Raw genomic sequence first — 25,459 nt, forward strand, 5'->3', positions numbered from 1 at the left:
GGCCGCGTTACAGCAGCAACTCGATCGAGTGAAAGAGACGGCGCTGCTCGGGATCTTGCGAGCGCGCGCCCTCGTCGATGACTTCACGCAGGCAGCCCAGGAAACAGGTCGCCGCCGGACTTTCCGGCGCACCGCGGCGCGCGGTGATGCTGACCATCGTTTCATCGACCGTTTCGCGCAGCGGCAGCGCCCACAGATTTTCTTTCGCGAGCGTCACTTCGACGAGCGGCCACGGAAAGATGCTCAGCATGTCGGTATGCGCGAGCAGCCCCAGCACGACCGCGAGCGAATGCGCGAGATGGATCGTGTGCGGCACGCGCATGCCGCGCTTGCGGAACAGGTTATCGGAGATCGACTCGCGGCTCGCCGGGTCCCAGTTCAGCACCCATTCGGCGTCCTCGAGTTCGAGCAGGCTGCGGCAACCGGCTTTCGGATGATCGCGCCGCGCGACCACCGCCGAATGCGTCGAGAACAGCGGCGTGTTGTGAAATTCCGATACCGGCGACGCGGGCGGCGGACGGCCGATCGAGAAATCGAGGCTGCCGTCGCGCAGCCGTGGTTGCACGACCGCGAGCAAGCCTTCGAAGAACTCAAGTTGCACTTCAGGCATGCGTTGGCGGAAGCGCTGCACGGCGGGCGGCAGGAACGTCAACGCGACCCACGGCGTGACGCCGATCGACAGCTTGCCGGCCGCCGCGCCGCGCATCGCTTCGATTTCCGCCTCCGCCCGCTGCAATTGCCCGAGCACGACGCGCGCGTGTACGACGAGCGCGCGGCCGAACTCGGTGAAGGCGACGCCGCTCGCGCTGCGCACGACGAGCGGCGCGTGCAGATCCGCTTCCAGTTCGCGCATCGCCTTGGTCACCGCGGCCGGCGACAGTCCGAGTGAACGCGCGGCCGCCCGGATACTTCCGGTATCCGCGATTGCCGCCAAGGTGCTGAGCTGATGGAGTTTCATCTAAGAGACGTCGAGTGAGGCGGCAACCGGAAGTTGCCGCCGCAACGATTCTACGCCTGCCTGTCAAAAAAGCGCGTCGCTATGCTGGGTTCACGCATTGATAAAGGAGACGCACCGTGAACACCATGGCCATTCCAGCGGGCATTGCCGAACTCGAAGACGAGATGATCGCGCTGCGGCATCGCATCCACGCGCAGCCGGAGCTTGCGTACGAGGAATTCGCGACCGGCGATCTCGTCGCCGAACGCTTGCAGGAGTGGGGCTACACCGTGCATCGCGGACTGGGACAGACCGGCGTTGTCGGCCAGTTGAAAGTCGGCAACGGGACGCGCCGGCTGGGTCTGCGCGCCGACATGGACGCGCTGCCTATCCACGAAACGACGGGTCTGCCGTACGCGAGCAAGGTGCCGGGCAAGATGCACGCATGCGGTCACGACGGCCACACGGCCATGCTGCTCGCCGCCGCGAAGCATCTGGCGCGCGAGAAGTGCTTCGACGGTACGTTGAATCTGATTTTTCAGCCGGCCGAAGAGGGCCTCGCCGGCGCACGCAAAATGCTCGAAGACGGTCTCTTTGAGAAATTTCCCTGCGACGGCGTCTTCGCGATGCACAACATGCCGGGTTTTCCGACCGGAAAGTTCGGATTCCTGCCGGGTTCATTCATGGCTTCATCGGATACGGTGATCATTACCGTGACCGGGCGCGGCGGGCACGGCGCGATGCCGCACAAGGCGGTCGATCCGGTCGTCGTCTGCGCGCAGATCGTGCTGGCGTTGCAGTCCATCGTGTCGCGCAACATCGCGCCGCTCGATATGGCGATCATCACCGTCGGCGCGATTCACGCCGGCGACGCGCCGAACGTGATTCCCGAAACCGCGGAGATGCGCCTGTCGGTGCGCGCGCTCAGGCCCGAGGTCCGCGACCATCTGCAGGAGCGGATCACGGCGGTGGCCTGCGGACAGGCGGCCGTCTACGGCGCGCGGGCGCGGGTCGACTATCAGCGCCGCTATCCGGTGCTCGTCAACGATACGGAAATGACGCATCTCGCGCGCCAGGTCGCGCTCGACTGGCTGGGCGAAGAAGGGTTGATCGACGGCATGCAGCCGCTCACCGGCAGCGAGGACTTCGCGTTCCTGCTCGAGCGCTGTGCGGGCAGCTATCTGATCATCGGCAATGGCGACGGCGAGGGCGGTTGCATGGTCCATAACCCGGGCTACGACTTCAACGACGCATGCCTCGCGACAGGCGCGGCTTATTGGGTTCGGCTTGCGCAGACGTTCCTCGCCTGACGCGCTGAGGCGCTGAGGCGCTGAGGCGCTGAGGCGCTGAGGCCAGCTTGCCGCGCATCGGCATCGACGTAAAGAAATCATGGAGACACGGATGGACTATTCAGCCGCACAGCACCCCGCCGCGCACGACGCGTCCAGCGACGAACCTGCCCACGACACGCAGCGCGCGAGCCGCGCGAAGGCGATTGCCGCGATCACGCTCGGCAACGGGCTCGAGTTTTTCGACTTCACGATTTACAGCTTCTTCGCGACGATCATCGGCAAGCTGTATTTTCCGGTCGAAGGACAGCTCGCGCAGTTGATGCTCGCGGTGGGCACGTTCGGCGTGGGCTTCATCATGCGTCCGGTGGGCGGCGTGGTGCTGGGCGCTTACGCGGACCGCGCCGGCCGCAAGGCGGCGATGAGCCTCACGCTGTGGCTGATGACGCTCGGCTCGGCGATCATCGCGTTCGCGCCGACCTATGCGGCGATCGGCGTGGCCGCGCCGGTGCTGGTGATCGTCGCGCGTCTGGTTCAGGGCTTTGCGTTGGGCGGTGAGGTCGGCGCCTCGACGTCGCTGCTGATGGAGTACGGCAGCGATAAAACGCGCGGCTTCTACGGAAGCTGGCAGTTCGTGAGCCAGGGCATGAACACGGTCTGCGGTTCGCTGCTGGGCGTTGCGCTCGCCGCCGCCCTGTCGACCGCGGCGCTCGAAAGCTGGGGCTGGCGCGTGCCGTTCGTGATCGGCATGGCGATGGGGCCGATCGGCATCTATATCCGGCGTCATCTGAACGAGACGCTGCCCGGCGTCGAAGACGGCAACGCGCCCGTGAACGCTGACGCGGCCACGCAGCCGGTGCGCAAGCTGTTTCGCGACCATTCGCGCTCGATCGCCGCGGGCGTCGTCACGACCATCGGCGGGACCGCGGCGAATTACATCGTGCTCTTCTATCTGTCCACCTACGCGATCCGCATTCTGCATTTGCCGATGTCGTCGGCGCTGTGGGCGGCATGGACCGCCGCGGCGGTGACGGTGGTGTGCTCGCCGTTCGCGGGCGCGTTGTCGGACCGCGTCGGACGCAAACCCGTTCTGTTGGTCTCGCGCGTGTTGCTGATTGCAGCCGTCTATCCGGCGTTCATCGCGATCAACGCGTCGCCGACAGTGCCGGTGCTGCTCGCCGTGGTCGCCGCGCTGGCCGTGCTGGTCGCGTTCACGGCGGTGCCCAATATCGTGATGCTGCCGGAGCTGTTTCCACGCGAAATCCGCGCGACGGGGATGTCGATTGTCTATTGTCTCGGCGTGTCGATTTTCGGCGGATTCGCGCAGTTTTTCGCGACGTGGCTGATTCAGCTTTCCGGCAGCAACCTTGCGCCCGCGTGGTATCTGATTGGCTGCGGACTGGTGTCGTTGGTGCCGCTGCCGTTCATGCGCGAAACGGCGGGGCGGGCGATAGATTGATGTTGAGCGTGATGTCTGCGGCGCATCGCGCGCCGCAGACCGGGTGGTTTTCTTCAGCCGCGTTCAGCCGCGTTCGTTCGCGGCTTCGCTTTATCTGACCGCCGAGCCGCCGCCGCCCGCTACCGCTTCGCCATCTTCCTCCGCGGCGGCATCGCGCGTCTCGGGCATCGCCGCCCACACCAGCAGCACGGCCAGCGCGCCCGCGGCCGCGAGTCCGAAGAACGCGACCGCATTGCCGAAATGATCGGCGATGAAACCGGCCGCCGTCGTGCTCAACGTCGCGCCGATGCCCGCCGCCAGCCCGAAGAGGCCAATGCACAGGTTGTAGCGCCCCTTGCCGCCGGCGACGTCGGCGGCAATCAGAGGCAGCATCACGCCGAACACCGCAGCGCTCAGACCGTCGAGCAGTTGCACCGGTACGAGCAGATACGGGCTGCTGATTCCAGCGAACAGCAGCGCGCGGATCGGCAACGCGGAAAAGCCCAGCAGCAGGATTGGCCGGCGTCCCCAGCGTTCCGCCGAACGGCCGACCCACGGCGACATCATCGCGACGATCGCTTGCGGCACGATGATGCACGCCGCGATCACGAGCTGCACGTTGTCGCCCATGCCCGCAGTGACTTCGCCGGCGGCGAGATTGAGCATCGCCGCGTTGGACAAGTGAAACAGCACGATGCAGGCCGCGAACAGCAGCATGCGCCTGTCGCGCAGCAGCTCGCGCAGACTTTCGCGGCGCTCAATCTGCTCCGGCGTCGGCGCGGCTTTCGGCAACTGGATTGTGTCGGTGCGCTGGATCATCGAGAGCGCGACCAGCGCGGGCACGGCGAGCCCCGCGGTCAGCCAGAACACCGCGCGCGGCGAGTAGTACTCGCCGAACACGCCCATCAGGCCGGCCGCGACCGCGCTGCCGATCGACGCCCAGCGCGCGTTGCGTCCGAGCCGGTCGCCGAGATTCGCGCGCCCGACGAGCGCGAACGAAATCGCGGCGAGCGCCGGCGTCAGCATGCAGCTCGCGAATCCGTGGAAGACTTCGGCGGCGATCACCGGCAGCACCGTCGGACTCGTGGCGAGCAGCACCGCGCTCACGATGATCGCGAAGATCGCCCAGGCGGCCGCGCCTTTCTTGTTGCGCAACGCGTCGACGGCGGCGCCGCCCGGCACCTGGCTCACCATCGCGCTGATCGTGCCCACGGAAAGCGCCATGCCGATCTCGCCCTGGGTCCACTTATGCGACGCGAGATACGACGCGATGAACGGACCGAAGCCCGTCTGCACGTTTGCAACGAAGAAGTTCAGCCAGTCGAGTGCGCGCAGACTTCGCGCGGTAACCATAGTGCGGCCTGTCATCGGACCGCCCGTGCGTTTGAACCGGCCGCGGAGGTTGCCGCGGAAGCAGGAGCGGAAGTGGGCGCCGCAGCAGCCGCAGGCGCGGTCGCTGTGGACGCAGGCGCAGCAGCAGCGGCGGGCGGCGCGGGCGACACCGCGCGGATCGGCTTATCGCTCGCGTAGGGTGGCGCCGCGTTGATCTGCGCATCGCTCAAATCGATTAGCGGATGCAGCTCCTTGTCTTTCGTGACGAAGCGCAGCGCCGACCAGTTCGCGGCAATCGTGCGCCGCTCGGTGCTGACCATGCCGTTGACGTCGAGCACGACCGCCTGCGGCTGCGCGCTGGCGTCGATCAGCACGTCGATCACGCGGCCCACCTTGGCGCCGTTCGAACGCTCGACGGTCGCGTCGATCAGCGGCAACTGCATCGCCGCATTCGACTTCGCCGGATTCACCGGCACCGCCGACGGATTCAGCGTGATCGGCGCGGTCTTCGCGGCCGGCGTGAAGCGGAACGCGTTCCACGCGAAATTGACCTTGCGGTCGCCGACACCCAAGAAGCCTTGCAGATTCACGACGACTTCACGCGGCTTGCCGCTCGCGTCCGCGATCATGTCGACCGCCCGTCCGACGACCTTGCCGTCCGGCTTCTGCACCTGGCTGTCGAGCAGCGTATGCGCGTCGTTGCGCTCGATCGTGCGCACGAGGATCAGCGGCGGAGGAGGCGGCGGCGGGGGAGGCGGCGCAACGACGGGCGGCGGCGGCTCGACCTTGTGCGGCTTGACGACCGGCTTCTTCGGCTTCTTCGGCTGCTCGGGCTCGGCGGCTTCGGTTTCGACGGGCTCCGGCGCCGATGCGGCCACCGGCGCGCTCGCGGCTTCGACCGGCATCACCGTGGCTTCGACGATCGGCGCCTGCTGCGTGCCCCACAGCAGGCTGCTGCAACCGGACAGCGCAAGCAGCGCCAGCAGCGCGAACGCGGCGAGAAGGGTTTGACGCCATGCGGGAAGCGAAAAGCCGCCACTCATCGGGGAAAACTCCATGGACCGGTGCGGCTTTCGAGGGGCCGCGGTTGGACAGTACGGCCAAGAGTTTAACCCGCGACGTCGGCGGGGCCCGTTTTCGGGGCGTGGCGAGCGCGCCGCGGCAAGCACGCTTCGTGCCGCAGCGCGCTGCAAAGGTACGCGGCTGAATGCAAGGCTGAATGTTCGCCCACGCGTTCCTGCTTTGCGGACATTGCAGAGTCCAAAGCTCTCAAAAGGCTTTCATCTGTCCTATCTCAGCTGCGAAGACAGACAGCCAGGCGGTAGGTGTAAACACGCGGATCCACGACGACCTTCGCCGTCGCTTAAACGATATAAGCATCGCGACATGCCGGGCATGCCATCCATGCGATGGGAGATATATCTGCATTGGCCTACATTTCGAGACACAAAACGAGACACAAAAAAACACAAAGCGGGCCGACGCAGACAAACGCGGACAACGCGCTTCATCGCACGCACACATCAATTAAACCAACGCAACGAGACGAACCTGATGACGGCCACTTCGACGGCCGTTTCAGCATGCTGATAAAGGAGGCACTCATCATGATGGAACCCCACGCCCAGCCGCTTTCCGAAGCCGGCGCCGAGTCATTCGACACCAAGGGCTTTCTCGACCGCTACTTCCAGATTTCCGCGCGCGGCAGTTCGCAGCGCCAGGAAATCGTCGCGGGAATTACGACTTTTCTCGCGATGGTCTATTCCGTGTTCGTGGTGCCGGGCATGTTCGGCAAGGCGGGCTTCGACACGAGCGCGGTGTTCGTCGCCGTGTGCCTCACGACCGCGTTCGGCTCGCTGCTGATGGGCGTGTGGGCGCGTCTGCCGATCGCGATCGGCTGCGCCATTTCGCTGACCGCGTTCACGGCGTTCGGCCTCGTGCTCGGCAAAGGTTTGCATCCGACGGTCGCGCTCGGCGCGGTGTTTCTGATGGGCGTCGTGTTCACGGGCATTTCCGTGACCGGCGTGCGTTCGTGGATTCTTCGCAATCTGCCGACGGGCATCGCGCACGGCACGGGCATCGGCATCGGTCTTTTTCTGCTGCTGATCGCCGCCAACGAAGTCGGTCTCGTCGTCAAGAATCCGGGCGCCGGTTTGCCGGTCGCGCTCGGCAACATCACTGCGTTGCCGGCGCTGATGTCGGTCGCGGGACTCGCGGCGATTTTCGGGCTGGTGCGCCGTCGCGTGCCGGGCTCGATCCTGATCGTCATCGTCGCCATTTCGGCGATCGCGCTGCTCGTCGATCCGGCCGTGTCGTTTCATGGCGTGTTCGCGGTGCCGTCGCTGAGCGCGCCGGGACACGAGTCGCTGATCGGCGCAATGGACATCAAGGGCGCGCTCTCGATGGCGGTGCTGCCGAGCGTCCTCGCGCTCGTGATGACCGCGGTGTTCGACGCGACCGGCACGATCCGCGCGGTCGCCGGACAAGCGGGTCAACTCGATGAAAACGGCCGCATCATCAACGGCGGCCGCGCGCTGACGGCGGATTCGGTCAGTTCGATTTTCTCGGGCCTGCTCGGCGGCGCGCCGGCTGCGGCGTACATCGAATCGACGGTCGGCGTGGCGGCCGGCGCGAAGACCGGCATGGCGGCGGCGGTGGTCGGCCTGCTGTTTCTCGGCGTGATGTTCTTCTCGCCGCTCGCGGGCCTCGTGCCTTCGTACGCGACGGCGCCCGCGCTCATGTATGTCGGACTCCTGATGCTCTCGAACGTGAGCAAGCTGCATATGGACGATATGGTCGACGCGATGTCGGGTCTCATGTGCGCGGTCTTTATCGTGCTCACGGCGAACATCGTGACCGGCATCATGCTCGGCTTCGCGACGCTCGTGATCGGTCGCGTGGTGAGCGGCGAATATCGCAAGCTGAACGTGGGAACAGTGGCGATTGCGCTCGTGCTGGTGGGGTTTTATCTGGGCGGCTGGGCGATCTGATCTGATCGCATGATGTGATAGTTGATGCAGCGCGCGCGTGCGGCCCGTGCTAACGAATGCCGCGCGCCGCGCTCACAACGCCATGTCGAATGCAGGCTTGAGAAACAGTTCGATCGCCATCACGGCGAGACTCATCAGGGCCGCCGACAAGGTCAACGTGCCGTACTCGTCGTAGCGTGCATCGTAAAGGCACGCGACGACGAACAGAATCGCCAGCAGATTCGTCAGCCAGTCGAAATTCAGCGCCAAAGTCATCGATCCAATCCGGGCTCATGGGCGGCTCGAATGTCGAACCGCGGGGCTCAGCTTCACGCGCAAAACTGCGTGGTTTAGCTGAGCGCGATTCTATCGAGTTGAGCTTACGGATTAGCAACGCCGGCGCTTACACAACTTACATCGCTTAATACACCGCTTAAGCCGCTTAAGCCGCTTGAGCCGCGAGCCCGGCCATCATGTCGCGCTCGATCCACTCGATCACCGACGTGCGCTTCGGCTGCCAACCCAGCAGTTCGCGCGCGCGCTCGCCGCGCACGCGGCTGTTTGAACCGAGCCCGTACGACGCCATTTCGTAGCCCCATTCTTTTTGCGCTTCGTCGAGCGGCCAGTCTTGCGGCTCGCCGAGGTTCATCGCGCGGGCAATCGCGGCGCTCATCTCGCGGAACGACGCTTCACCGCTTTCGACGAAATAGAACATGCCGGCAGGGCTTTTCTCCAACGCGAGCCGATAGAGTTCCGCGACGTCGTCGATATGCACGTTCGACCACGTGTTGCCGCCGCTGCCGACATGGCGCACCACGCCGCTCTTTTGCGCCTGCCGCACGAGGCGCGGCAACTGCACGCTCGCGCTGCCCGCCACCGCGCCGTGTCCGTAGATCAGCGTATTGCAAAGCACCGCCGAGCGGATATTGCGCTGTGCCGCTTCGAGCACCTGACGGTCGATCGCGACGCGTGCCGCTTTGTCCGCGGTCGGCTCGGGCAGCGCGTCTTCGTGATAGATGCGCGCCTGCGCCGCTTCGCCGCCGGACGCATCGCCGACGATGCTCGAGCCGCTCGTATGCAGAAACGGTTTGCCGGAGCCGGCGAGTCCTTCGATCAGCGCGCTCACCGCGCCTTCGTGATCGCTGCTGGCGGCATTGATGACGGCGTCGGCGGCTTGCGCTTCGGCGATCAGCAACGCGCGGTCGTCGAGCGTGCCGATAACCGGTTCGATGCCGAGCCGCTTCAACTCGTCGCGATGTTCGGGCTTGCGGATCAGACCGCGCACCTGATGACCGGCGCGCACCAGATGCGCCGCAATCGAACCGCCGATAAAACCGCTTGCGCCTGTAATATGAAAATCTTCAAGACGTTCTCCTGAGTGCCTGAGTGGAAACACGATGACAGGCATGCAGTATCCGCCGTCTTGATTCTCGCAAAAAGCGTCTTAGTCTCAAATCAATCTTGACTTGAAATCAATAATGAAAACTTCCACGGACGAGTTGCTGGTGTTCGTCAGCGTGATCGACAGCGGCTCGATCACGGCGGCCGCCGAGAAACTCGGGCAGACGGTTTCCGGCGTGAGCCGCGCGCTCACGCGCCTCGAAAAGAAGCTCGACACCGCGCTCGTGCGGCGCACCACGCGCCGTCTGCAATTGACAGAGGAGGGCGAAGGCTTTCTGCAGCGCGCCCGCGCGATTCTCGACGCGATGGAAGAAGCCGAGGAATCGGTCGCGCGCAAGCGTCGGCGGCCGTCGGGGCGTCTGCGTGTCGATGCCGCGTCGCCCTTCATGCTCCACTGCATCGCGCCGCATATGACGGCGTTTTCCGCGCTGTACCCGGAGATCCGGCTGGAGTTGACCAGTAGCGAGCGCATCGTCGATTTGCTCGAGCAGAAGGTGGACATCGCGATCCGCATCGGCGCGTTGCAGGATTCGACGCTGCATGCGCGCGCGCTCGGCAGCAGCAAGCTGCGTGTGGTCGCGAGTCCCGCGTATCTCGCCGAGCACGGCGAGCCGAAAACGGTCGACGCGTTGCGCGAACATCGGCTGATCGGATTTACCGCGCCCGAGCATCTGAACCGCTGGCCGTTGCGCGAGCGCGGCAAGCGGGCGGGCAAAGGCACGAGCAAAAGCACGAGTCGTACTGATCGTGCCGGCGGCAAGCCCGAGCCGCTGAAAATCCAGCCGTCGATAACGGCGTCGAGCGGCGAGACGCTGCGCCAACTCGCGCTCTCCGGCTGGGGCATCGCCTGTCTCGCCGATTTCATGACCGCCGCCGACATCCGCGATGGACGGCTCGTGCCGATCCTCGGCCATGTGCTGCTCGACGAGCGTCAGCCGGTCAGCGCCGTCTATTACCAGAGCGCGTCGCTTGCCGGGCGCGTGCAGTGTTTTCTGGATTTCATCGCGGCGCGCGTGCGCCTGTAGCGGCGCGTTCGACGCCACCGCCCTAAACAAAGCCTGCGGCTCTGACGAGCGCGCGGGCTTTTTTACGTGGGTGTTTTGTCCATGTGGCGGCGTAAATTATGAAGGTGTATATACAAGCTATGCGCGATTGAGCGCGCTGCGCTCTTAGTCGCTTCGCCCGCGGTACGGCGGGCCTGCACGCCTACATCAACTACCAGCATTGCCTTAGTGGAAAGCCCTGGGCCTCGAATCTTAAAAACAAGTTGTATATACAAGCCGCGGCCGCTAGACTTTCTGAAATTGTATAGACAGGACAACAACCATGATGACTCTGAAGCCCGGCCACCTGACCCTCCCGCAACTGCGCCAGATCGCGCGTGCCCATGTGCCGCTGAAGCTCGATCCCGCCAGCCACGCCGCCATCGACGCCTGCGCGAAAGCCGTCGCGGACATCGCCGCGAAAGGCGAGCCGGCCTACGGCATCAACACGGGTTTCGGGCGTCTCGCGAGCACGCACATTCCGCACGATCAGCTCGAACTGCTGCAACGCAATCTCGTGTTGTCGCACGCGGTCGGCGTGGGTGAGCCGATGTCGCGTCCCGTCGTGCGTCTGTTGATCGCGCTGAAGCTGTCGAGCCTCGGCCGCGGTCATTCGGGCATTCGCCGCGAAGTCATGGAAGCGCTGATCACGCTGTACAACGCCGACGTGCTGCCGGTGATTCCGGTCAAGGGTTCGGTCGGCGCATCGGGCGACCTCGCGCCGCTCGCGCATATGTCGGCGGTGCTGCTGGGCGTCGGCGAAGTGTTCGCGAAGGGCGAACGCCTGCCGGCCACCGAAGGCCTCGCGCTCGTCGGCCTCAAGCCGCTCACGCTGCAAGCGAAGGAAGGTCTCGCGCTGCTGAACGGCACGCAGGCATCCACGGCGCTCGCGCTCTACAACATGTTCGCGATCGAAGACCTGTACCGCACCGCGCTCGTGGCGGGCGCGTTGTCGGTGGATGCAGCAGCCGGCTCGGTGAAGCCGTTCGACGCGCGCATTCACGACCTGCGCGGCCATCAAGGACAGATCGACGCCGCCGCGGCGTATCGCTCGCTGCTGCAAGGCTCGGGCATCAACGTATCGCACGCCGATTGCGACAAGGTGCAGGACCCGTATAGCCTGCGCTGCCAGCCGCAAGTCATGGGCGCCTGTCTCGATCAGATGCGTCATGCCGCCGACGTGCTGCTGCTCGAAGCGAACGCCGTCTCCGACAATCCGCTGATTTTCCCCGACACCGGCGAAGTGCTGTCGGGCGGCAACTTCCACGCCGAGCCGGTTGCTTTCGCCGCGGATAATCTCGCGCTCGCGGCCGCGGAAATCGGCGCGTTGGCCGAGCGCCGCATCGCGTTGCTGATCGACGCCACGCTGTCGGGTCTGCCGCCGTTCCTCGTACGCGACGGCGGCGTGAACTCCGGCTTCATGATCGCTCACGTGACGGCCGCCGCGCTAGCGTCGGAAAACAAGACGCTCGCGCATCCGGCTTCCGTCGATTCGCTGCCCACGTCGGCCAACCAGGAAGATCACGTTTCGATGGCGACGTTCGCCGCGCGCAAGCTCGGCGACATCGCCGAAAACACGGCGAATATTCTCTCTATCGAATTGCTCGCCGCCGCTCAAGGTGTCGATCTGCGCGCGCCGCACAAGACCAGCCCGAGCCTGCAAAAAGTGATGGACGCGGTGCGCAACGACGTCGCGCATTACGAGCTCGATCATTACTTCGCGCCGGACATCGCGGCGGTGACGCGTCTCGTGCAGAACGGCACGATCGCGAAGCTGAGCCCGTTCTCCTTCGTCTCCGAACAGTAAGCGGACAGCGAGCGGCAGCCAATGAACGCACCGGCCTACCAGGGCATCAAGGACTTCATCCTCGCGCGCATTCATGCGGGCGAATGGGGTGAAGGCGACCAGGTGCCGTCCGAAAACGAGCTCGCACGCGAATTCAACGTCGCGCGCATGACGGTCAACCGCGCGTTGCGCGAGTTGACCTCGGAGCAGGTTCTCACGCGCGTGCAGGGCTCGGGCACGTTCGTCGCGCGCCCCAAGTACGAGTCGACGCTGGTGGCGATCCGCAGTATTTCCGACGAAATCGTCGCGCGCGGGCATCGCTATCAGGCGAAGGTGCTGCACATCGGCGCGAGCATTGCGGACGCCGCGCTCGCCGAGGAAATGCAGGTTAGCGCGGGCAGTCCGGTGTTTTTCTCGCGTGTGCTGCACTTCGAAAACGACGAACCGGTGCAGCTCGAGGAGCGCTGGGTCAATCCGGCCGTCGCGCCCGAGTATGCATTGCAGGACTTCACGAACACCACGCCGAATCAGTACCTCGTTCGCGTCGCGCCGCTGCAGCGCGTCGAATACCGGATCGAGGCATTGGCGGCGGACGGCGACACGCGCGAGCTTTTGACCATGGACGAACTCGAACCCTGTCTCGTGCTGCATCGGCGAACGTGGTCGCAAAGCCAGGTCGCGTCGATCGCGAATTTATGGCATCCAGGCAGCCGCTACCGTTTCACCGGACATTTTTGATCCGCTTTCCGAGCGATTTTCCCCGACACATTCTGATCATCTTTACGCATTCCGAGGGCCACCATGAACAACCCGAAACACATCGACCCGCGTCTCGATCCCACTCGCACGATCCGCGCGCCGCGCGGCGCCGAAAAGACCTGCAAGACCTGGATCGCGGAAGCCGCGTATCGGATGATCCAGAATAATCTGGACCCCGAAGTAGCCGAGCATCCGCATGCGCTCGTCGTGTATGGCGGCATTGGCCGCGCGGCGCGCAACTGGGATTGCTTCGATCAGATTCTCGCATCGCTGAAGGACCTGAACGAAGACGAGACTCTGCTGATTCAATCGGGCAAGCCGGTCGGCGTGTTCCGCACGCATGCCGACGCGCCGCGCGTGCTGCTCGCGAACTCGAACCTGGTGCCGCATTGGGCGACGTGGGAACATTTCCACGAACTCGATCGCAAGGGCCTGATGATGTACGGGCAGATGACGGCGGGTAGCTGGATCTACATCGGCAGCCAGGGCATCGTGCAGGGCACGTACGAAACGTTCTTCTCGGTGGCGAACCAGCATTTCAACGGCGATCCGAAGGGCCGCTGGATTCTCACCGGCGGTCTCGGCGGCATGGGCGGCGCGCAGCCGCTCGCGGCCACGATGGCCGGCTTCTCGATGATCGCGGTGGAGTGCGACGAGACGCGCATCGACTTCCGTCTGAAGACGCGCTATGTCGACAAAAAAGCGAAGACGCTCGACGAAGCGCTTGCCATGCTCGACGAAGCGAAGCAGGCGGGCAAGCCGGTGTCGATCGGTCTGCTCGGCAATGCCGCCGACGTGTTCGCCGAGTGCGTAACGCGCGGCATCACGCCGGACTGCGTGACCGATCAGACGAGCGCGCACGATCCGATTCACGGCTACCTGCCGCAAGGCTGGAGCGTGGAAGACTGGCGCGAGCGCATGAAGACCGCGCCGGATTCGATCGTCGTGCCGGCGAAGCAGTCGATGGCGAAACAGGTGCAGGCCATGTTGACGTTGCAGCAGCGCGGCGCGGCCACGCTCGACTACGGCAACAACATTCGTCAGATGGCGCTCGAAATGGGCGTTGAAAACGCGTTCGATTTTCCGGGCTTCGTGCCGGCGTATATCCGCCCGCTGTTCTGCGAAGGCAAGGGGCCGTTCCGCTGGGTCGCGCTGTCGGGCGATCCCGAGGACATCTACAAGACGGATGCGAAGGTCAAGGAACTGATTCCCGACGATCCGCATCTGCATAACTGGCTCGACATGGCGCGCGAACGCATCGCGTTCCAGGGCTTGCCGGCGCGTATCTGCTGGGTCGGCGTGAAGGATCGCTATCGTCTCGGCCAGGCATTCAACGAAATGGTGAAGAACGGCGAACTGAAGGCGCCGATCGTGATCGGCCGCGATCACCTCGATACCGGTTCCGTCGCGAGCCCGAATCGCGAAACCGAATCGATGAAAGACGGCTCGGACGCGGTCAGCGACTGGCCGTTGCTCAACGCTCTGCTGAATACGGCTGGCGGCGCGTCGTGGGTGTCGCTGCATCACGGCGGCGGTGTCGGCATGGGCTTTAGCCAGCACTCGGGCGTCGTGATCGTCGCGGACGGCACGGACGCCGCGAAGGAACGCCTCGGCCGCGTGCTGTTCAACGATCCGGCAACGGGCGTGATGCGTCACGCGGATGCGGGCTATGAACTCGCGCAGCAAACCGCGCGCGAGGCGGGTCTCAATCTGCCGATGCTGGGCCGTTGAGCATGACGCTCGCGGGCAGCATGGCGACGCTCACGTTGATCCGCGGCGCCGAGCTCGTGGCGTCGCCGTGGAAGAACGGCGGCGGCGTGACGCGCGAGGTCGCAGCGTTTCCCGCGGATGCCGGGCTCGACACGTTCGTATGGCGCGTGAGCGTGGCGGACGTTGCGCAAGCCGGGCCGTTTTCGCGCTTCGCCGGAATCGATCGCACGCTGGTGCTGTTGTCCGGCGCGGGCATGCTGCTCGATGAAGCGCAAAGCGGCGAAGCTGTGACCACGCATGCGTTGACGCAACCGTTCGATACCGCGCGCTTTGCCGGCGAGGCGCACATCGACGCACGTCTCGTCGACGGTCCGACGCGCGACTTCAATCTGATGGTGCGCCGTGACCGCGCGCAAGGCGAGCTGGACGTGTGGCACACGACGCAGCAGCAGGCGCAAACCGAACACACGTTATCCGCGGATGTCGCGCTGCTGTATTGCGCGAGCGGCGCCATTGCAGTCGCATTGGGCGATGCAGAAGCAGATTCACAAGCAGATTCACAAGCGCAACGGCTCGAACCAGGCGACACCTTGCGCATCGACGCCCCGAACAATCTCTCATGCAGGATAGAAGGCGAAGGCGCGTTGCTGGCAATCCGCATTCGCTACACGCAACCAGCCACGCAACCAGCAGCAGCGAGCATCCGATGAAGCAAACTGTCTGGCATCAACTGAAACTGTGCCCTCAGGGCGACCCCGACCATACGCTGCCCGACGCGGCGATCGCCGTAGAACACGGCACGATCGCGTGGCTCGGCGCGTCCGCCGATCTGCCTGCGCAATACGCCGCGTGGCCGCGCGAAGAGTTGCACGGCGCGTGGGTGACGCCGGGTCTCGTCGATTGCCATACGCATCTGGTATACGGCGGGCAACGCGCCGATGAATTCGCGCAGCGCCTCGCGGGCGTCAGCTATGAAGAGATCGCGCGTCAGGGCGGCGGCATCGTGTCGACAGTGCGCGCGACACGTGCTGCGAGCGAAGATGCGTTGTTTAATCAGTCGGCCGCGCGGCTCGAGCCCTTGCTTGCCGAAGGCTTGACCGCAATCGAAATCAAATCCGGTTACGGGCTCGACCTCGACAGCGAGCGCAAGATGCTGCGCGTCGCGCGCCAGTTGGGCGAACGCTATCCGGTCACCGTCTACACGACGTTCCTCGGCGCGCACGCATTGCCGCCCGAATTCGCGGGCCGCGCCGATGCGTATATCGACGAAGTCTGCAACACCATGCTGCCCGCGCTCGCGGACGAAGGTCTCGTCGACGCCGTCGATGTGTTCTGCGAGCGCATCGGCTTTTCGCTCGAACAAAGCGAGCGCGTGTTCAACGCGGCGGCGCGCTACAAGCTGCCCGTGAAAATGCACGCTGAGCAGTTGTCGAATGGCGGCGGCACCGCGCTTGCCGCGCGCCATCGCGCGTTGTCCGCGGATCATCTCGAGTTTCTCGATGAAGCCGGCGTCGCCGCGATGAAAGAGGCCGGCACCGTCGCCGTGTTGCTGCCCGGCGCGTACTACTTCATTCGCGAGACGCAACTGCCGCCGCTCGATCTGCTGCGGCGTTATGAAGTGCCGATTGCGATTTCGACCGACAGCAATCCGGGGCACATCGCCCGCCACGTCGTTGCTGCTGATGATGAACATGGCGACGACGCTATTCCGCATGACCGTGCCCGAAGTGCTGAAGGGCGTGACATCGAATGCGGCGCGCGCGCTCGGCAAGGCGGACCGTCATGGTTCGCTCGAAGCAGGGCGCGCTGCCGACTTCGCGGTGTGGTCGGTCGACTCGCTCGCGGAGCTTGCTTACTGGATCGGGCGTCCGCTGTGCTCGCGGGTCGTGCGTGCAGGCGAGACGGTTTATGCCGCGCCTTCGCGTGCTTCTAGTGCTTCGAGTTCTTCTACACGCGACGCGAACTGAGTCAGGACCTGAGAGATGACACCAGAAAAACAGTCGCTATTCGCCGAACACGCGTATCTGCCGGACGGCTGGCGCCGCAACGTGCTGCTCGAATGGGACGCTGACGGCACGTTGACGGCAGTCACGCCGGACACTGCGGAAATTCCCGCAGACGTGCAGAAAGCCGCGGGTCCGATATTACCTGGCATGCCGAACCTTCACTCGCATGCGTTCCAGCGCGCGATGGCGGGCCTCACCGAATATCGCGCCGCTTCCGGCAACGGCGCCACCGACAACTTCTGGAGCTGGCGCGATCTGATGTATCGCTTTGCCGCGCGCATCACGCCCGAAGGATTGGCGAGCGTCGCGCAATGGCTCTACATCGAAATGCTGAAGGCGGGCTATACGTCGGTGTGCGAGTTTCATTACGTGCATCACACGCCGGACGGCAAGCGCTACACGAACCAGGCGGAACTTGCACAACGTGTCGTGGATGCGGCGTCGGCGGCCGGCATCGGCATGACGATGCTGCCGGTGCTCTATCAGTACAGTGGTTTCGGCGCGCGCGCGCCGCGCGACGATCAGCGGCGCTTCATCAACACGCCGGAAAGTTTGCACGAACTGCTCGCCGCGTTGCGCGCCGCTCGCCCTGAAAACGCGGCGTTGCGCTATGGCGTGGCGCCGCATTCGTTGCGCGCGGTGTCGGAGCAATCGCTGCGTGCCTTGCTCGACGGCCTGGACCGCAGCGCGCCGGTTCATATCCATATCGCCGAACAGACCGCCGAAGTCGACGCGTGCATCGAAACGGAAGGCGCGCGTCCGGTGCAGTGGCTGCTGGATCGCTTCGACGTCGACGGAAGATGGTGCCTCGTGCACGCCACGCATGTCGATGCAAACGAGACGCTCGCGCTCGCGAAGAGCGGTGCCGTTGCGGGCCTGTGTCTGACCACGGAAGCGAATCTCGGCGACGGTATTTTTCCGGCGCACGAGTATCTCGACGCGCAAGGGCGCATCGGCGTCGGCTCGGATAGTCACATCGGCGTCGACTGGCGCGCGGAATTGCGCCTGCTCGAATACGGGCAGCGTCTGACGCGCCGGCAACGCAACGTGCTGGCATCGGTACACAGGCCTTATGTGGCCGATCGTCTGTTCGACGCGGCGCTCGAAGGCGGCGCGCGCGCCACGAGACGCGCGACGGGTGCATTGCAAGCCGGCCATCGCGCGGATTGGCTCGTGCTGGACCCGGATCACGCGAGCATTGCCGGGCACGCGCCGAATAACTGGCTCTCGGGCGTCGTTTTCTGCGAGCATGGCGAGACGCCGATCCGCGACGTGTACGCAGGCGGCGACAAGCTGGTCGAGAATCGCCGGCATCGCGACGAAGAGGGCGCTTACGCGCGCTATCGCATCGCGCTCGCGGAACTGCTCAAATGAGTTGACGCGATGCACGCAACCGCACGCGCGGCGTGCCCGCGTCACCGCAACGTTCTTCCGATTCAGGACTGACATGACTGCTTCGAACACTCCACCGGTTTTCACGCTGCATCGCGGCAACCTGCCGATGCTGATCTCGATCCCGCATCTGGGCACGCAGATCCCCGCGGACATCGCCGCGACGATGACGCCCACGGCGCTTCGCACCGACGATTGCGACTGGCATCTCGACCGGCTCTACGCATTTGCGAAGCGCATGGGCGCGTCGATCATCGCGCCGACTTACGCGCGTTACGTGATCGACCTGAACCGTCCGCCCGACGGCGCGAACCTGTATCCGGGGCAGGACACCACGGGCTTGCTGCCCGTCGATACGTTCGACAAGGAGCCGTTGTACCGCGAAGGTCATCTGCCGGACGATACTGAGGTGGCCCGTCGTCGCGACGCTTACTGGATGCCGTATCACAGCGCGCTCGCAGGCGAACTCGCCGCGCTCAAGGCGCAGCACGGCAAAGTGCTGCTATGGGAAGCGCATTCGATCCGCTCGCGCGTGCCGCGTTTCTTCGAAGGGCGCTTGCCGGACTTCAACTTCGGCACGTCGAACGGCGCGAGTGCGATGGCGGGTCTCGCCGAGGAATTGGCTGCGATCGTCGAACGGCATGGCGTTTATTCGGCTGTCGCGAATGGGCGCTTCAAGGGCGGCTACATCACGCGCGAGTATGGTCAGCCTTCACAAGGCGTGCATGCGGTGCAACTCGAGTTGTCGCAAATCACGTATATGCAGGAACAGTTGCCGTACGCGTACGATGAAACGCTTGCCGCGAAGATCGAGCCTTTGCTCGAGCAACTCGTCGCGACCGCGTTGGAGCGCGTGAAGACGGCGTGATCGCGGGCGCGGACCTCTCGCGCGCGAGATAGACAACCAAAAAGAATGGCCTCGCAAAAAATGCGAGGCCATTTTCATTCGCGCGACGCTTGGCGTGAGCGTCCGCCGCCGTTACCCTCTATGCGAGGCAAGCTTAACGGCAGTGGCGTTCCCAGTGGTGATGCACGCGCACCTTCTTGCAAACTTCGTGATGGTGCCCAGCGGCCTGTGCGGGAGCGATTGCGCTGAAAGCAGCAGCGGCTGCGGCAAGAGCCAGGACGATCTTCTTCATTACAAAACCCTTAATCAGTGTTGTGGAGTTGGCGGTGCAGCAGGACGTATGCCGCACGGCACGCAAGCATGCCACATCGACGGCTGCTGCGGAGGAACGCCGCCGCTCCGTCAGTGTCAATCCTCACGGCGGATGGCGCAAAAGGCCGTCCGCGTTGACGTGGAGCAAGGCGAGCCGGTCTCCGCACAAAGTTCGCGTGATGTGCGGCGTGCCGCTTGCAAGCGAGGCCGGGCAACGGCTACCCTTTCAGAATGATGACGCTCGTCACGGCGTCGTCTTGACATCGGGCAAAAAGATGGAAGACCCCGCAATGGAAGATTCCGACGAATTGCTGCTTCCCGTCTGGCGCGCGAATCTCGTGCTGCTCACGCGCGAGGTCGGCGCGGCGAGTCGGCTCGCGCGCATGATGACGTTTTCCGCGAGCTATCTGAAGTTGATGTTGTCGGGCCAGCGCGAATTCAGCGAGGAGTTCGTGCGCGGCATCGAAGCGGTGACCGGCTTGCCGAATGGCTGGATGAACGCGCCGCATACCGAGGAAGAGATTCCGCCCAACGCGCGCGCCGCGATCGACAACGAAGAGCCGCAGGCGCGCTTTCGCGGCACCGCGCATCCCGCGCGAAAAAAGACTGTGCTGCGGCCGCCCGAGCCGATTTTCGGCCAGAGCGCGCCTGCCAAACGTATCGAGGACGAAGCGCTGGACGCCGAAGCGCATCGGCGTCAGGCGTACTTTCGCAAGGTCCGCGAGCTTGCGCTTCAGGAGGTCCGGCGTTTCGAGCGGCATCTCGCGCATGCGCCTGTCGAACTGCCGTCGTTGCGCGCCAAGGTCGAAGAGGTGATTGCCGCCGCCGATCCCGACGGTCCGATACAGGCCGATCTTGCCGGGCGGCTCGAACAGATCGAGAAGCATCGGCATTTGCTGTTGCGGCATGTGGAGAGCCTGCAGGCGTTGCTCGCGCAACTCGGCGAGGGCGACGGATGAGCGGCGCGGCCGGTGGCCTGCTCACGGGGGCATTACGCGGGAAAGAGCGGTCATGACGCGGTGCGTGAGCGTCCTGAGTTGCATGAAGCTGCTGCGGTGCCTGCGGATAGCCACCGCGCTCGCACTAGGCGCGGCAGCGTCTGCCGCTTTCGCCGGCGGCGCAACCCCCGATCCCTCCAGCGACGACCGCGCGCCCTACACAACCGAGCGCGACGTTCATCTCTTCGTGATCCAGAAAGACGGTTCCATCGAGGAACACGACGACAGCGTGTTGCGCGCGAACACGGCGAGCGGCGTCGACGACATCGCGCAACGCTACGTGTGGTTCAACAAGGACATCGAACAGGTGCAGTTGCTCGCCGCCGAGACGATCGATCCGGACGGCGCGACGCACACGGTCGGTCCCGAAGCGATCCGCGACATTCAGGAGCCGCGCTCGGCGGGCGCGCCGAGCTTCCAGGACGGTGTGTTGCGCACGGTGATTTTTCCGGGCGTCGAGCCCGGCTCGCGCGTCCATCTGGCGTTTCGCAAGACGCGCGCGAAGCCGTTGCAGGCGGGCACGTTCGCGTATCTCGTCGAGCCGACGCGCGAACCGGTCGAGGATCAACGCCTGATCTTCGATCTTCCCGCCGATGTGCCGCTGTATGCCGACGCGCGCGGCTACACGGCATTGCCGCCGGTCAGCGAGAATGGCCGCACGCGTTACGAATTCCGCTACCAGCATGGACCGTATGCGCGGCTCGAAGCGGGCGCGGTCGGCTATGCGAATTGGGGCGATCGTCTGATGGTGTCGACCGTGCCGGACTTCGCGAGCTTCGCCGCGCGTTATCGCGGTCCCGCAACCGACGCCACCTTCGACGATCCCGCCATCGTGCGGCTAGCGCAGTCGCTCACCGCGCGCGCCGCGGACCCGCGCGAGAAGGCGCGGATACTGTACGACTGGTTGCGCATGAATATCCGCTACGTCGCGCTTTTTCTCGGCGAGACAGCGGCGATTCCGCACAAGGCGGCCGACATCCTGCGCAATCGCTATGGCGACTGCAAGGACCACGTCGCGCTGTACAGCGCGCTGCTGGCCGCGGTCGGCATTCGCAGCGAGGCGGTGCTGCTCAATCTCGGGCCGTACTATAGTCTGCCGAACGTACCCGGCTACGGCTCAAGCGCGATCAATCACGCGATTATCTGGATTCCTGAACTATCGCTGTACGCGGACACGACCGCGGGCGGCGTGGGCTTCGCTTATCTGCCCGCCGCCGTGATGGACCGGCCCGTCTTGCTGGTCGGCGAAGGAACGCTGTCGCGCACGCCCGCCACTCAAACGCGCGAGCGCACGGCGCGCGTGCAGATCGACGTCGATGAAAACGGCACCGCGAATTACGCCTATCGCGTGGAAGATGCGGGATTCACCGCGGAGATCGAGCGCAATATCTTTCGACGCGCGTCGCGGCAGCGCACGCAGCAGATCGCCGGCAATCGTCTGTTGCAAACCGGCCTGCATGGCAGCGCGCAATTGCGCACGGGCGACGTCGCCGCGACGGACGGGCCGTTCGCGACGTCGATAGAGGGCAAGCTCGAGCACTTCATCTGGAGCGACGGCACGACCGCCGTGCCGTCGCTGACGAGCTTCTCCGGCGGCATGGGTTCGCAGGTGCAGGCATGGCTCGCGGAGCCGGCTCGCACGCAGCCGTGGACCTGCATCGGCGGCGCGTTCGACGAGACGCTCGAAATCACGCTGCCGCGCTTCGCGAAGATAACGGACATGCCCGTCGATACCGATGTCCACGACAAGTTCGTCACGTTCTCGTCGCGCTATGTATTCGACCCGGCGGCGCGCGTGTTGCAGATCAGGCGGCAGCTTCGCGCCGCCTTCGGACACCAGATGTGTTCGGCAGAAGAGTTTGCCGCGATGAAGGACGACCTCGTGCGGATCGAGCGCGACCTCGACGCACAGATCGTCGTCAAGGCCGCGCGGCCTGCGTTGAACCGCTAACGGAAACTAAGGCCGCTCAGCTCCCGCTCTTCGTCACGACCGGAACCCACGCGCCGTTCTTCACCTGATACAACGTCGACGCGCCGCTTTTCAGCGCGCCGGTGTTGTCGAACGAAATCTTGCCGGTCACGCCTTCGAAGTCGATCGTCTTGAGCATCGGACGGTAGTCGTTCGGCGACGTCGATTTCGCCTGCTGCATCGCCTTGATCGCGGCCCACGCGCCGTCGTAACCGAACGGCGCATACGACAGAATCTCGCCGCCGAAGCGCTTCTTGAACTTCGCGGAGAAGTCCTTGCCGCCGGGCAGTTGCGCGAGCGGGCGGCCGTATTCCCAGGCCATCACGCCTTCCGCCGCGTCGCCGGCGAGCTTGATGAACTCGGGGTCTTCCACGCCGCCGCCGCCCACCAGTTGCGCCGTCACGCCGAGCTGCTTCATGCGCCGCGCGAAACCGGCGGCCTGCGTATCGAGCCCGCCGAAGAAGACCAGGTCCGCGTTCGCCGCCTTGATCTTGGTGATCTGCGTGCTGAAGTCGACCGCGTGATTGTCGGTGTACTCGCGCGCGACGATCGTGCCGCCATGCGCCTTCACCGCCTTCTCGAACTCGTCGGCTTCGCCCTGACCAAAAGCGGTGCGGTCGTCGATGATCGCGATGCGCTTCGCCTTGCTCACTTCGACCGCATAGACGCCTGCGTTGCCGGCGTTTTGCGCGTCTGTCGAAATCACCATGAACGTGTTCGCGAAGCCGCGTCCGGTGATGATCGGGTTGGTCGCCGCCGGATCGATCACGGGAATGCCGGCCTGCTCGTAGATCTGCGAGGCGGGAATCGTCGTGCCCGAATTGAAGTGGCCGACCACCACCGAGACGCCCGAGTCCACCAGTTTCTGCGCGACCTGCACGCCGATGCGCGGGTCCGCCTGGTCGTCCTGCGAGACGATCTGGAACTGCGCAACCTTGTCGCCGATCCTGATCTTCTGCGCGTTGGCTTCCTCGATGGCGAGCCGCACGCCGTTTTCGAGGTCCTTGCCGTAGCCGGCGTTCGCGCCCGTCATCGGCGCGGCGAAGCCGATTTTCACGGGCATGTCGTCGGCGAAACCGGCGAGCGGCGCGACCGCAAAGAGGGCGCCGACGAACAGGGCAAGCGGTTTGAGCGTGGTGTGGTGACTCATGGTCTCTCCTTACTTCGACAGTTCGAGTGATGAAAGCGGCAAAGCGATGACGCGGCTCGGCGCTGACAAAGCGAGCGGGTTCCCGCGGGCACGAAGGCTCGCGATGCACCGTGCGGAGTACGTGTGGTTGTATTCGCACGCCGGTCATGTGGCGCGAATATAGGAAGCCAATATGCGGCCGTCTTGGCAGTTCGCGGCGCTTTGAATGAGGATTTCGGCATAAGCTCGCGAGGGGGGCCGCGAGCGTTGATGGGTGCGGAAGCGGGAGTGCGGATTGGCGCACACATGCATGGAGACATGTGGCGAAGTGGTGGGCTTAACTGGTTGCAGGTGTCGAAGCTATGTGTTCAACACACAGCACGAAGATGCGCGCGAACACGATGGCCGCGGGGTGCAAGAGGAATGCGAGAGAAGCGAGCAACAGGACGCGCGAGCCCATGCCCGCGCGCTCGCCTAAGTAACCAGCCTTACCGCTCGCCTTGCTGACGCAGCACTTCTTCGCGCAGACGCAGCAGCGGCGCTTTGGTTTCGTCGTCGGCCCACGTGTCGAGATCGTCGATCGCGCGCTGGCAGCCGTCGAGCACGAGGTCGAGGTCCACCGGCACGCCGTTGTTCAGCGCGAATTCGATCGTCTCGGCGAACTGCTGGCAGTCGTCCTCGCCGTACGAAATGTCGAGGTTGTCCGCGATCACTTCGGCGATGTTGCTGCGCGCCTTGTCGTCGGGCGTCACCATGTCGATGATGCCGCGCGCCACGGCCGGCGAGTAGTAAAGCGCGATGTCGAGCCACTGCGCGGGGTCGAAGTCGGGCTGATCGAACTGGTTCTCGAAGAACTCGATGGCTTCCTGTTCATGCACCTCGTCGGCGTCGACGCTGATGCACAACTGCTCAAAATACTCTTCCCGCTCGCTGCGGATATAACCGTCCATCGATGCCTCGTCTGCTGAATGCCGGATGCCTGAGAAAGTCGCCGCGCGAAGCCGCAAAGCCGCAAAGCCATTATCGGCTCGCGCGTGCGGCACGCATTATAGGACGACCGGCCGGCTGACAAGGTTCCTGGCGGCGCAACGCCGGCAACGCTGCGGCCCGCGCCGCACGATGCGCAAGCTACGCGGTCTCTGCCACCCACGCGTCGAACCATTCGCGCGGCTGCGCGATTTCGTTTTGCGCGGGCACCAGTTCCAGTTCGTAGCGCCCGGCTTGCCACGTCGCCTTGACGACCGCGTTGACCGCGGCGAGCGTGTGCTCGAACGCGCCGCGAATCGTGTCGCCGAGCAGCGTGCGCGCGACGAACACCGCACTCGTCAGATCGCCGACGCCGACCGGCTGCCGCGCGAACGGATAGAGCGGGCGCTGGCCCATCCACGCCTCGCGTTCGGTGACGACGAGCATGTTGAAACGATCCGCGGGACTGTTGCGATCGAGCAGATGCTTGACCAGCACGAGCTTCGGTCCGCGCGCGATGATCTCGCGGCACGCGGCGACGGCTTCCTCGAGCGTCTCGATCTCGCGGCCCACGAGCCGCTGCAATTCCGTGTGATTCGGCGCCATCGCGTCGGCCACTTCCGGCATGGTGTCGACGAGAAACTGCTGGATGCCGGGCTCGACCTTGCAGCCGCTTGCCGCGCCCATCACCGGATCGCAGAAGTACCAGGCGCGCGGATTGGCGGCCTTCACGGCCTTGACGATTTCCAGCACCGACTGCGCCTGCTCCGGCGTGCCGAGATAGCCCGAGAGCACCGCGTCGCAGCGCGGCAGCATGCCGATTGCGCCGATGCCTTCGGCGAGTTCTTCCATCTGCGCGGCGTTGATGGCGGTGCCGGTCCAGTGGCCGTATTGCGTGTGGTTCGAGAACTGCACGGTGTTCAGCGGCCACACGTTCACGCCAAGCCGACGCATCGGAAACACGGCCGCGCTATTGCCCGCGTGCCCGAAAACGACATGTGACTGAATGCTGAGAACGTTCTTCGTCATGGTATGGCTCGCGCAGGCGGACGTGCGCGATCGGTGAAAACGGGAGGGATGCGCGGCGGCGCTGTTCGGGCATGAACCCGCTACGCCGCGCGCAGGACTGCTTCATGTATTGCAAGAACAATGCACGGTCTGCATCGTAGGGAAACA

General features: G+C 64.7%; 20 protein-coding genes and 1 pseudogene. 13 read left to right on the forward strand and 8 right to left on the reverse strand.

From position 1 onward, the window contains the following. Positions 1–7: 7 nt before the first annotated feature. Positions 8–958, reverse strand: coding sequence for a LysR family transcriptional regulator (locus ABIE53_RS08440; RefSeq protein ID WP_006051141.1), 951 nt, complete (start codon positions 956–958; stop codon positions 8–10). 116 nt (positions 959–1,074) lie between these two features. On the opposite strand from ABIE53_RS08440, the gene ABIE53_RS08445 reads away from it, so the two are divergent. Both ABIE53_RS08445 and ABIE53_RS08450 read left to right on the forward strand, forming a co-directional pair. Then, the gene (locus ABIE53_RS08445) at positions 1,075–2,247 is read left to right on the forward strand and encodes a M20 aminoacylase family protein (protein ID WP_107708460.1); all 1,173 of its coding nucleotides are present in this window, start codon (positions 1,075–1,077) and stop codon (positions 2,245–2,247) included. A gap of 91 nt (positions 2,248–2,338) precedes the next feature. Next, the gene (locus ABIE53_RS08450; RefSeq protein ID WP_107708458.1) at positions 2,339–3,685 is read left to right on the forward strand and encodes an MFS transporter; all 1,347 of its coding nucleotides are present in this window, start codon (positions 2,339–2,341) and stop codon (positions 3,683–3,685) included. A gap of 90 nt (positions 3,686–3,775) precedes the next feature. Here ABIE53_RS08450 and ABIE53_RS08455 read toward each other — a convergent pair whose 3' ends face one another. Together ABIE53_RS08455 and ABIE53_RS08460 are read right to left on the reverse strand one after the other, a co-directional pair. After that, a complete protein-coding gene (locus ABIE53_RS08455) occupies positions 3,776–5,032 on the reverse strand; it encodes an MFS transporter (RefSeq protein WP_029969112.1) in 1,257 nt (418 codons plus the stop codon). Continuing rightward, positions 5,029–6,039 carry a PRC-barrel domain-containing protein gene (locus ABIE53_RS08460; protein ID WP_107708456.1) on the reverse strand — a complete coding sequence of 337 codons (1,011 nt, stop codon included), beginning with the start codon at positions 6,037–6,039 and terminating at the stop codon, positions 5,029–5,031. Before ABIE53_RS08460 ends, ABIE53_RS08455 begins: the two co-directional genes overlap by 4 nt. 564 nt (positions 6,040–6,603) lie before the next feature. Between ABIE53_RS08460 and ABIE53_RS08465 the strand changes: the two genes are divergently transcribed. After that, a complete protein-coding gene (locus ABIE53_RS08465; RefSeq protein ID WP_006051136.1) occupies positions 6,604–7,986 on the forward strand; it encodes an NCS2 family permease in 1,383 nt (460 codons plus the stop codon). Positions 7,987–8,058: 72 nt separating this feature from the next. On the opposite strand, the gene ABIE53_RS08470 is transcribed toward ABIE53_RS08465, so the two are convergent. Together ABIE53_RS08470 and ABIE53_RS08475 are read right to left on the reverse strand one after the other, a co-directional pair. Then, entirely contained in the window at positions 8,059–8,241 is a 183-nt protein-coding gene (locus ABIE53_RS08470) for a hypothetical protein (protein WP_006051135.1), read from the reverse strand. Between the two features lie 166 nt (positions 8,242–8,407). Continuing rightward, positions 8,408–9,373 carry an NAD-dependent epimerase/dehydratase family protein gene (locus ABIE53_RS08475; protein ID WP_376914989.1) on the reverse strand — a complete coding sequence of 322 codons (966 nt, stop codon included), beginning with the start codon at positions 9,371–9,373 and terminating at the stop codon, positions 8,408–8,410. Between the two features lie 70 nt (positions 9,374–9,443). Here ABIE53_RS08475 and ABIE53_RS08480 point away from each other — a divergent pair, with 70 nt between their 5' ends. From ABIE53_RS08480 to ABIE53_RS08525, 10 genes and pseudogenes are all read left to right on the forward strand, one after another. Next, positions 9,444–10,391 (forward strand): LysR family transcriptional regulator, encoded by a 948-nt coding sequence (locus tag ABIE53_RS08480; RefSeq protein ID WP_107708452.1) that lies wholly within the window; start codon positions 9,444–9,446, stop codon positions 10,389–10,391. 301 nt (positions 10,392–10,692) lie between these two features. Beyond that, positions 10,693–12,216, forward strand: coding sequence for a histidine ammonia-lyase (gene hutH / locus ABIE53_RS08485; RefSeq protein WP_006051132.1), 1,524 nt, complete (start codon positions 10,693–10,695; stop codon positions 12,214–12,216). 21 nt (positions 12,217–12,237) lie between these two features. Next, on the forward strand, positions 12,238–12,933 hold the full coding sequence (hutC, locus tag ABIE53_RS08490; protein ID WP_006051131.1) for a histidine utilization transcriptional repressor HutC: 696 nt from the start codon (positions 12,238–12,240) through the stop codon (positions 12,931–12,933). 63 nt (positions 12,934–12,996) lie between these two features. Further along, the gene (hutU, locus tag ABIE53_RS08495; protein ID WP_006051130.1) at positions 12,997–14,685 is read left to right on the forward strand and encodes a urocanate hydratase; all 1,689 of its coding nucleotides are present in this window, start codon (positions 12,997–12,999) and stop codon (positions 14,683–14,685) included. A 2-nt stretch (positions 14,686–14,687) separates the two neighbouring features. Further along, positions 14,688–15,374: a HutD/Ves family protein gene (locus tag ABIE53_RS08500; RefSeq protein ID WP_107708450.1), complete on the forward strand. Its 687-nt coding sequence runs from the start codon at positions 14,688–14,690 to the stop codon at positions 15,372–15,374. Continuing rightward, positions 15,371–16,631, forward strand: a pseudogene (gene hutI, locus ABIE53_RS08505) (imidazolonepropionase). Before ABIE53_RS08500 ends, hutI begins: the two are co-directional and overlap by 4 nt. A gap of 15 nt (positions 16,632–16,646) precedes the next feature. Then, positions 16,647–18,044, forward strand: coding sequence for a formimidoylglutamate deiminase (locus ABIE53_RS08510; RefSeq protein ID WP_107708446.1), 1,398 nt, complete (start codon positions 16,647–16,649; stop codon positions 18,042–18,044). Between the two features lie 73 nt (positions 18,045–18,117). Beyond that, positions 18,118–18,930 (forward strand): N-formylglutamate deformylase, encoded by an 813-nt coding sequence (gene hutG, locus ABIE53_RS08515; RefSeq protein ID WP_006051125.1) that lies wholly within the window; start codon positions 18,118–18,120, stop codon positions 18,928–18,930. Positions 18,931–19,511: 581 nt separating this feature from the next. Then, a complete protein-coding gene (locus ABIE53_RS08520; RefSeq protein WP_053857875.1) occupies positions 19,512–20,180 on the forward strand; it encodes a hypothetical protein in 669 nt (222 codons plus the stop codon). An 82-nt stretch (positions 20,181–20,262) separates the two neighbouring features. After that, positions 20,263–22,170, forward strand: coding sequence for a DUF3857 domain-containing transglutaminase family protein (locus ABIE53_RS08525; RefSeq protein ID WP_374710132.1), 1,908 nt, complete (start codon positions 20,263–20,265; stop codon positions 22,168–22,170). 16 nt (positions 22,171–22,186) lie between these two features. On the opposite strand, the gene ABIE53_RS08530 is transcribed toward ABIE53_RS08525, so the two are convergent. The 3 genes from ABIE53_RS08530 to pdxY form a co-directional block, all read right to left on the reverse strand. Beyond that, positions 22,187–23,338 carry a branched-chain amino acid ABC transporter substrate-binding protein gene (locus ABIE53_RS08530; RefSeq protein WP_107708442.1) on the reverse strand — a complete coding sequence of 384 codons (1,152 nt, stop codon included), beginning with the start codon at positions 23,336–23,338 and terminating at the stop codon, positions 22,187–22,189. A 467-nt stretch (positions 23,339–23,805) separates the two neighbouring features. After that, the gene (locus ABIE53_RS08535; RefSeq protein WP_006051121.1) at positions 23,806–24,267 is read right to left on the reverse strand and encodes a hypothetical protein; all 462 of its coding nucleotides are present in this window, start codon (positions 24,265–24,267) and stop codon (positions 23,806–23,808) included. Between the two features lie 178 nt (positions 24,268–24,445). Beyond that, complete coding sequence (gene pdxY / locus ABIE53_RS08540; RefSeq protein ID WP_006051120.1) at positions 24,446–25,312, reverse strand: pyridoxal kinase PdxY; 867 nt, start codon at positions 25,310–25,312, stop codon at positions 24,446–24,448. Between the last annotated feature and the right edge of the window lie 147 nt (positions 25,313–25,459).

It is taken from the genome of Paraburkholderia sp. OAS925 (assembly GCF_040543975.1).
Classification (GTDB): Bacteria; Pseudomonadota; Gammaproteobacteria; order Burkholderiales; family Burkholderiaceae; genus Paraburkholderia; species Paraburkholderia graminis.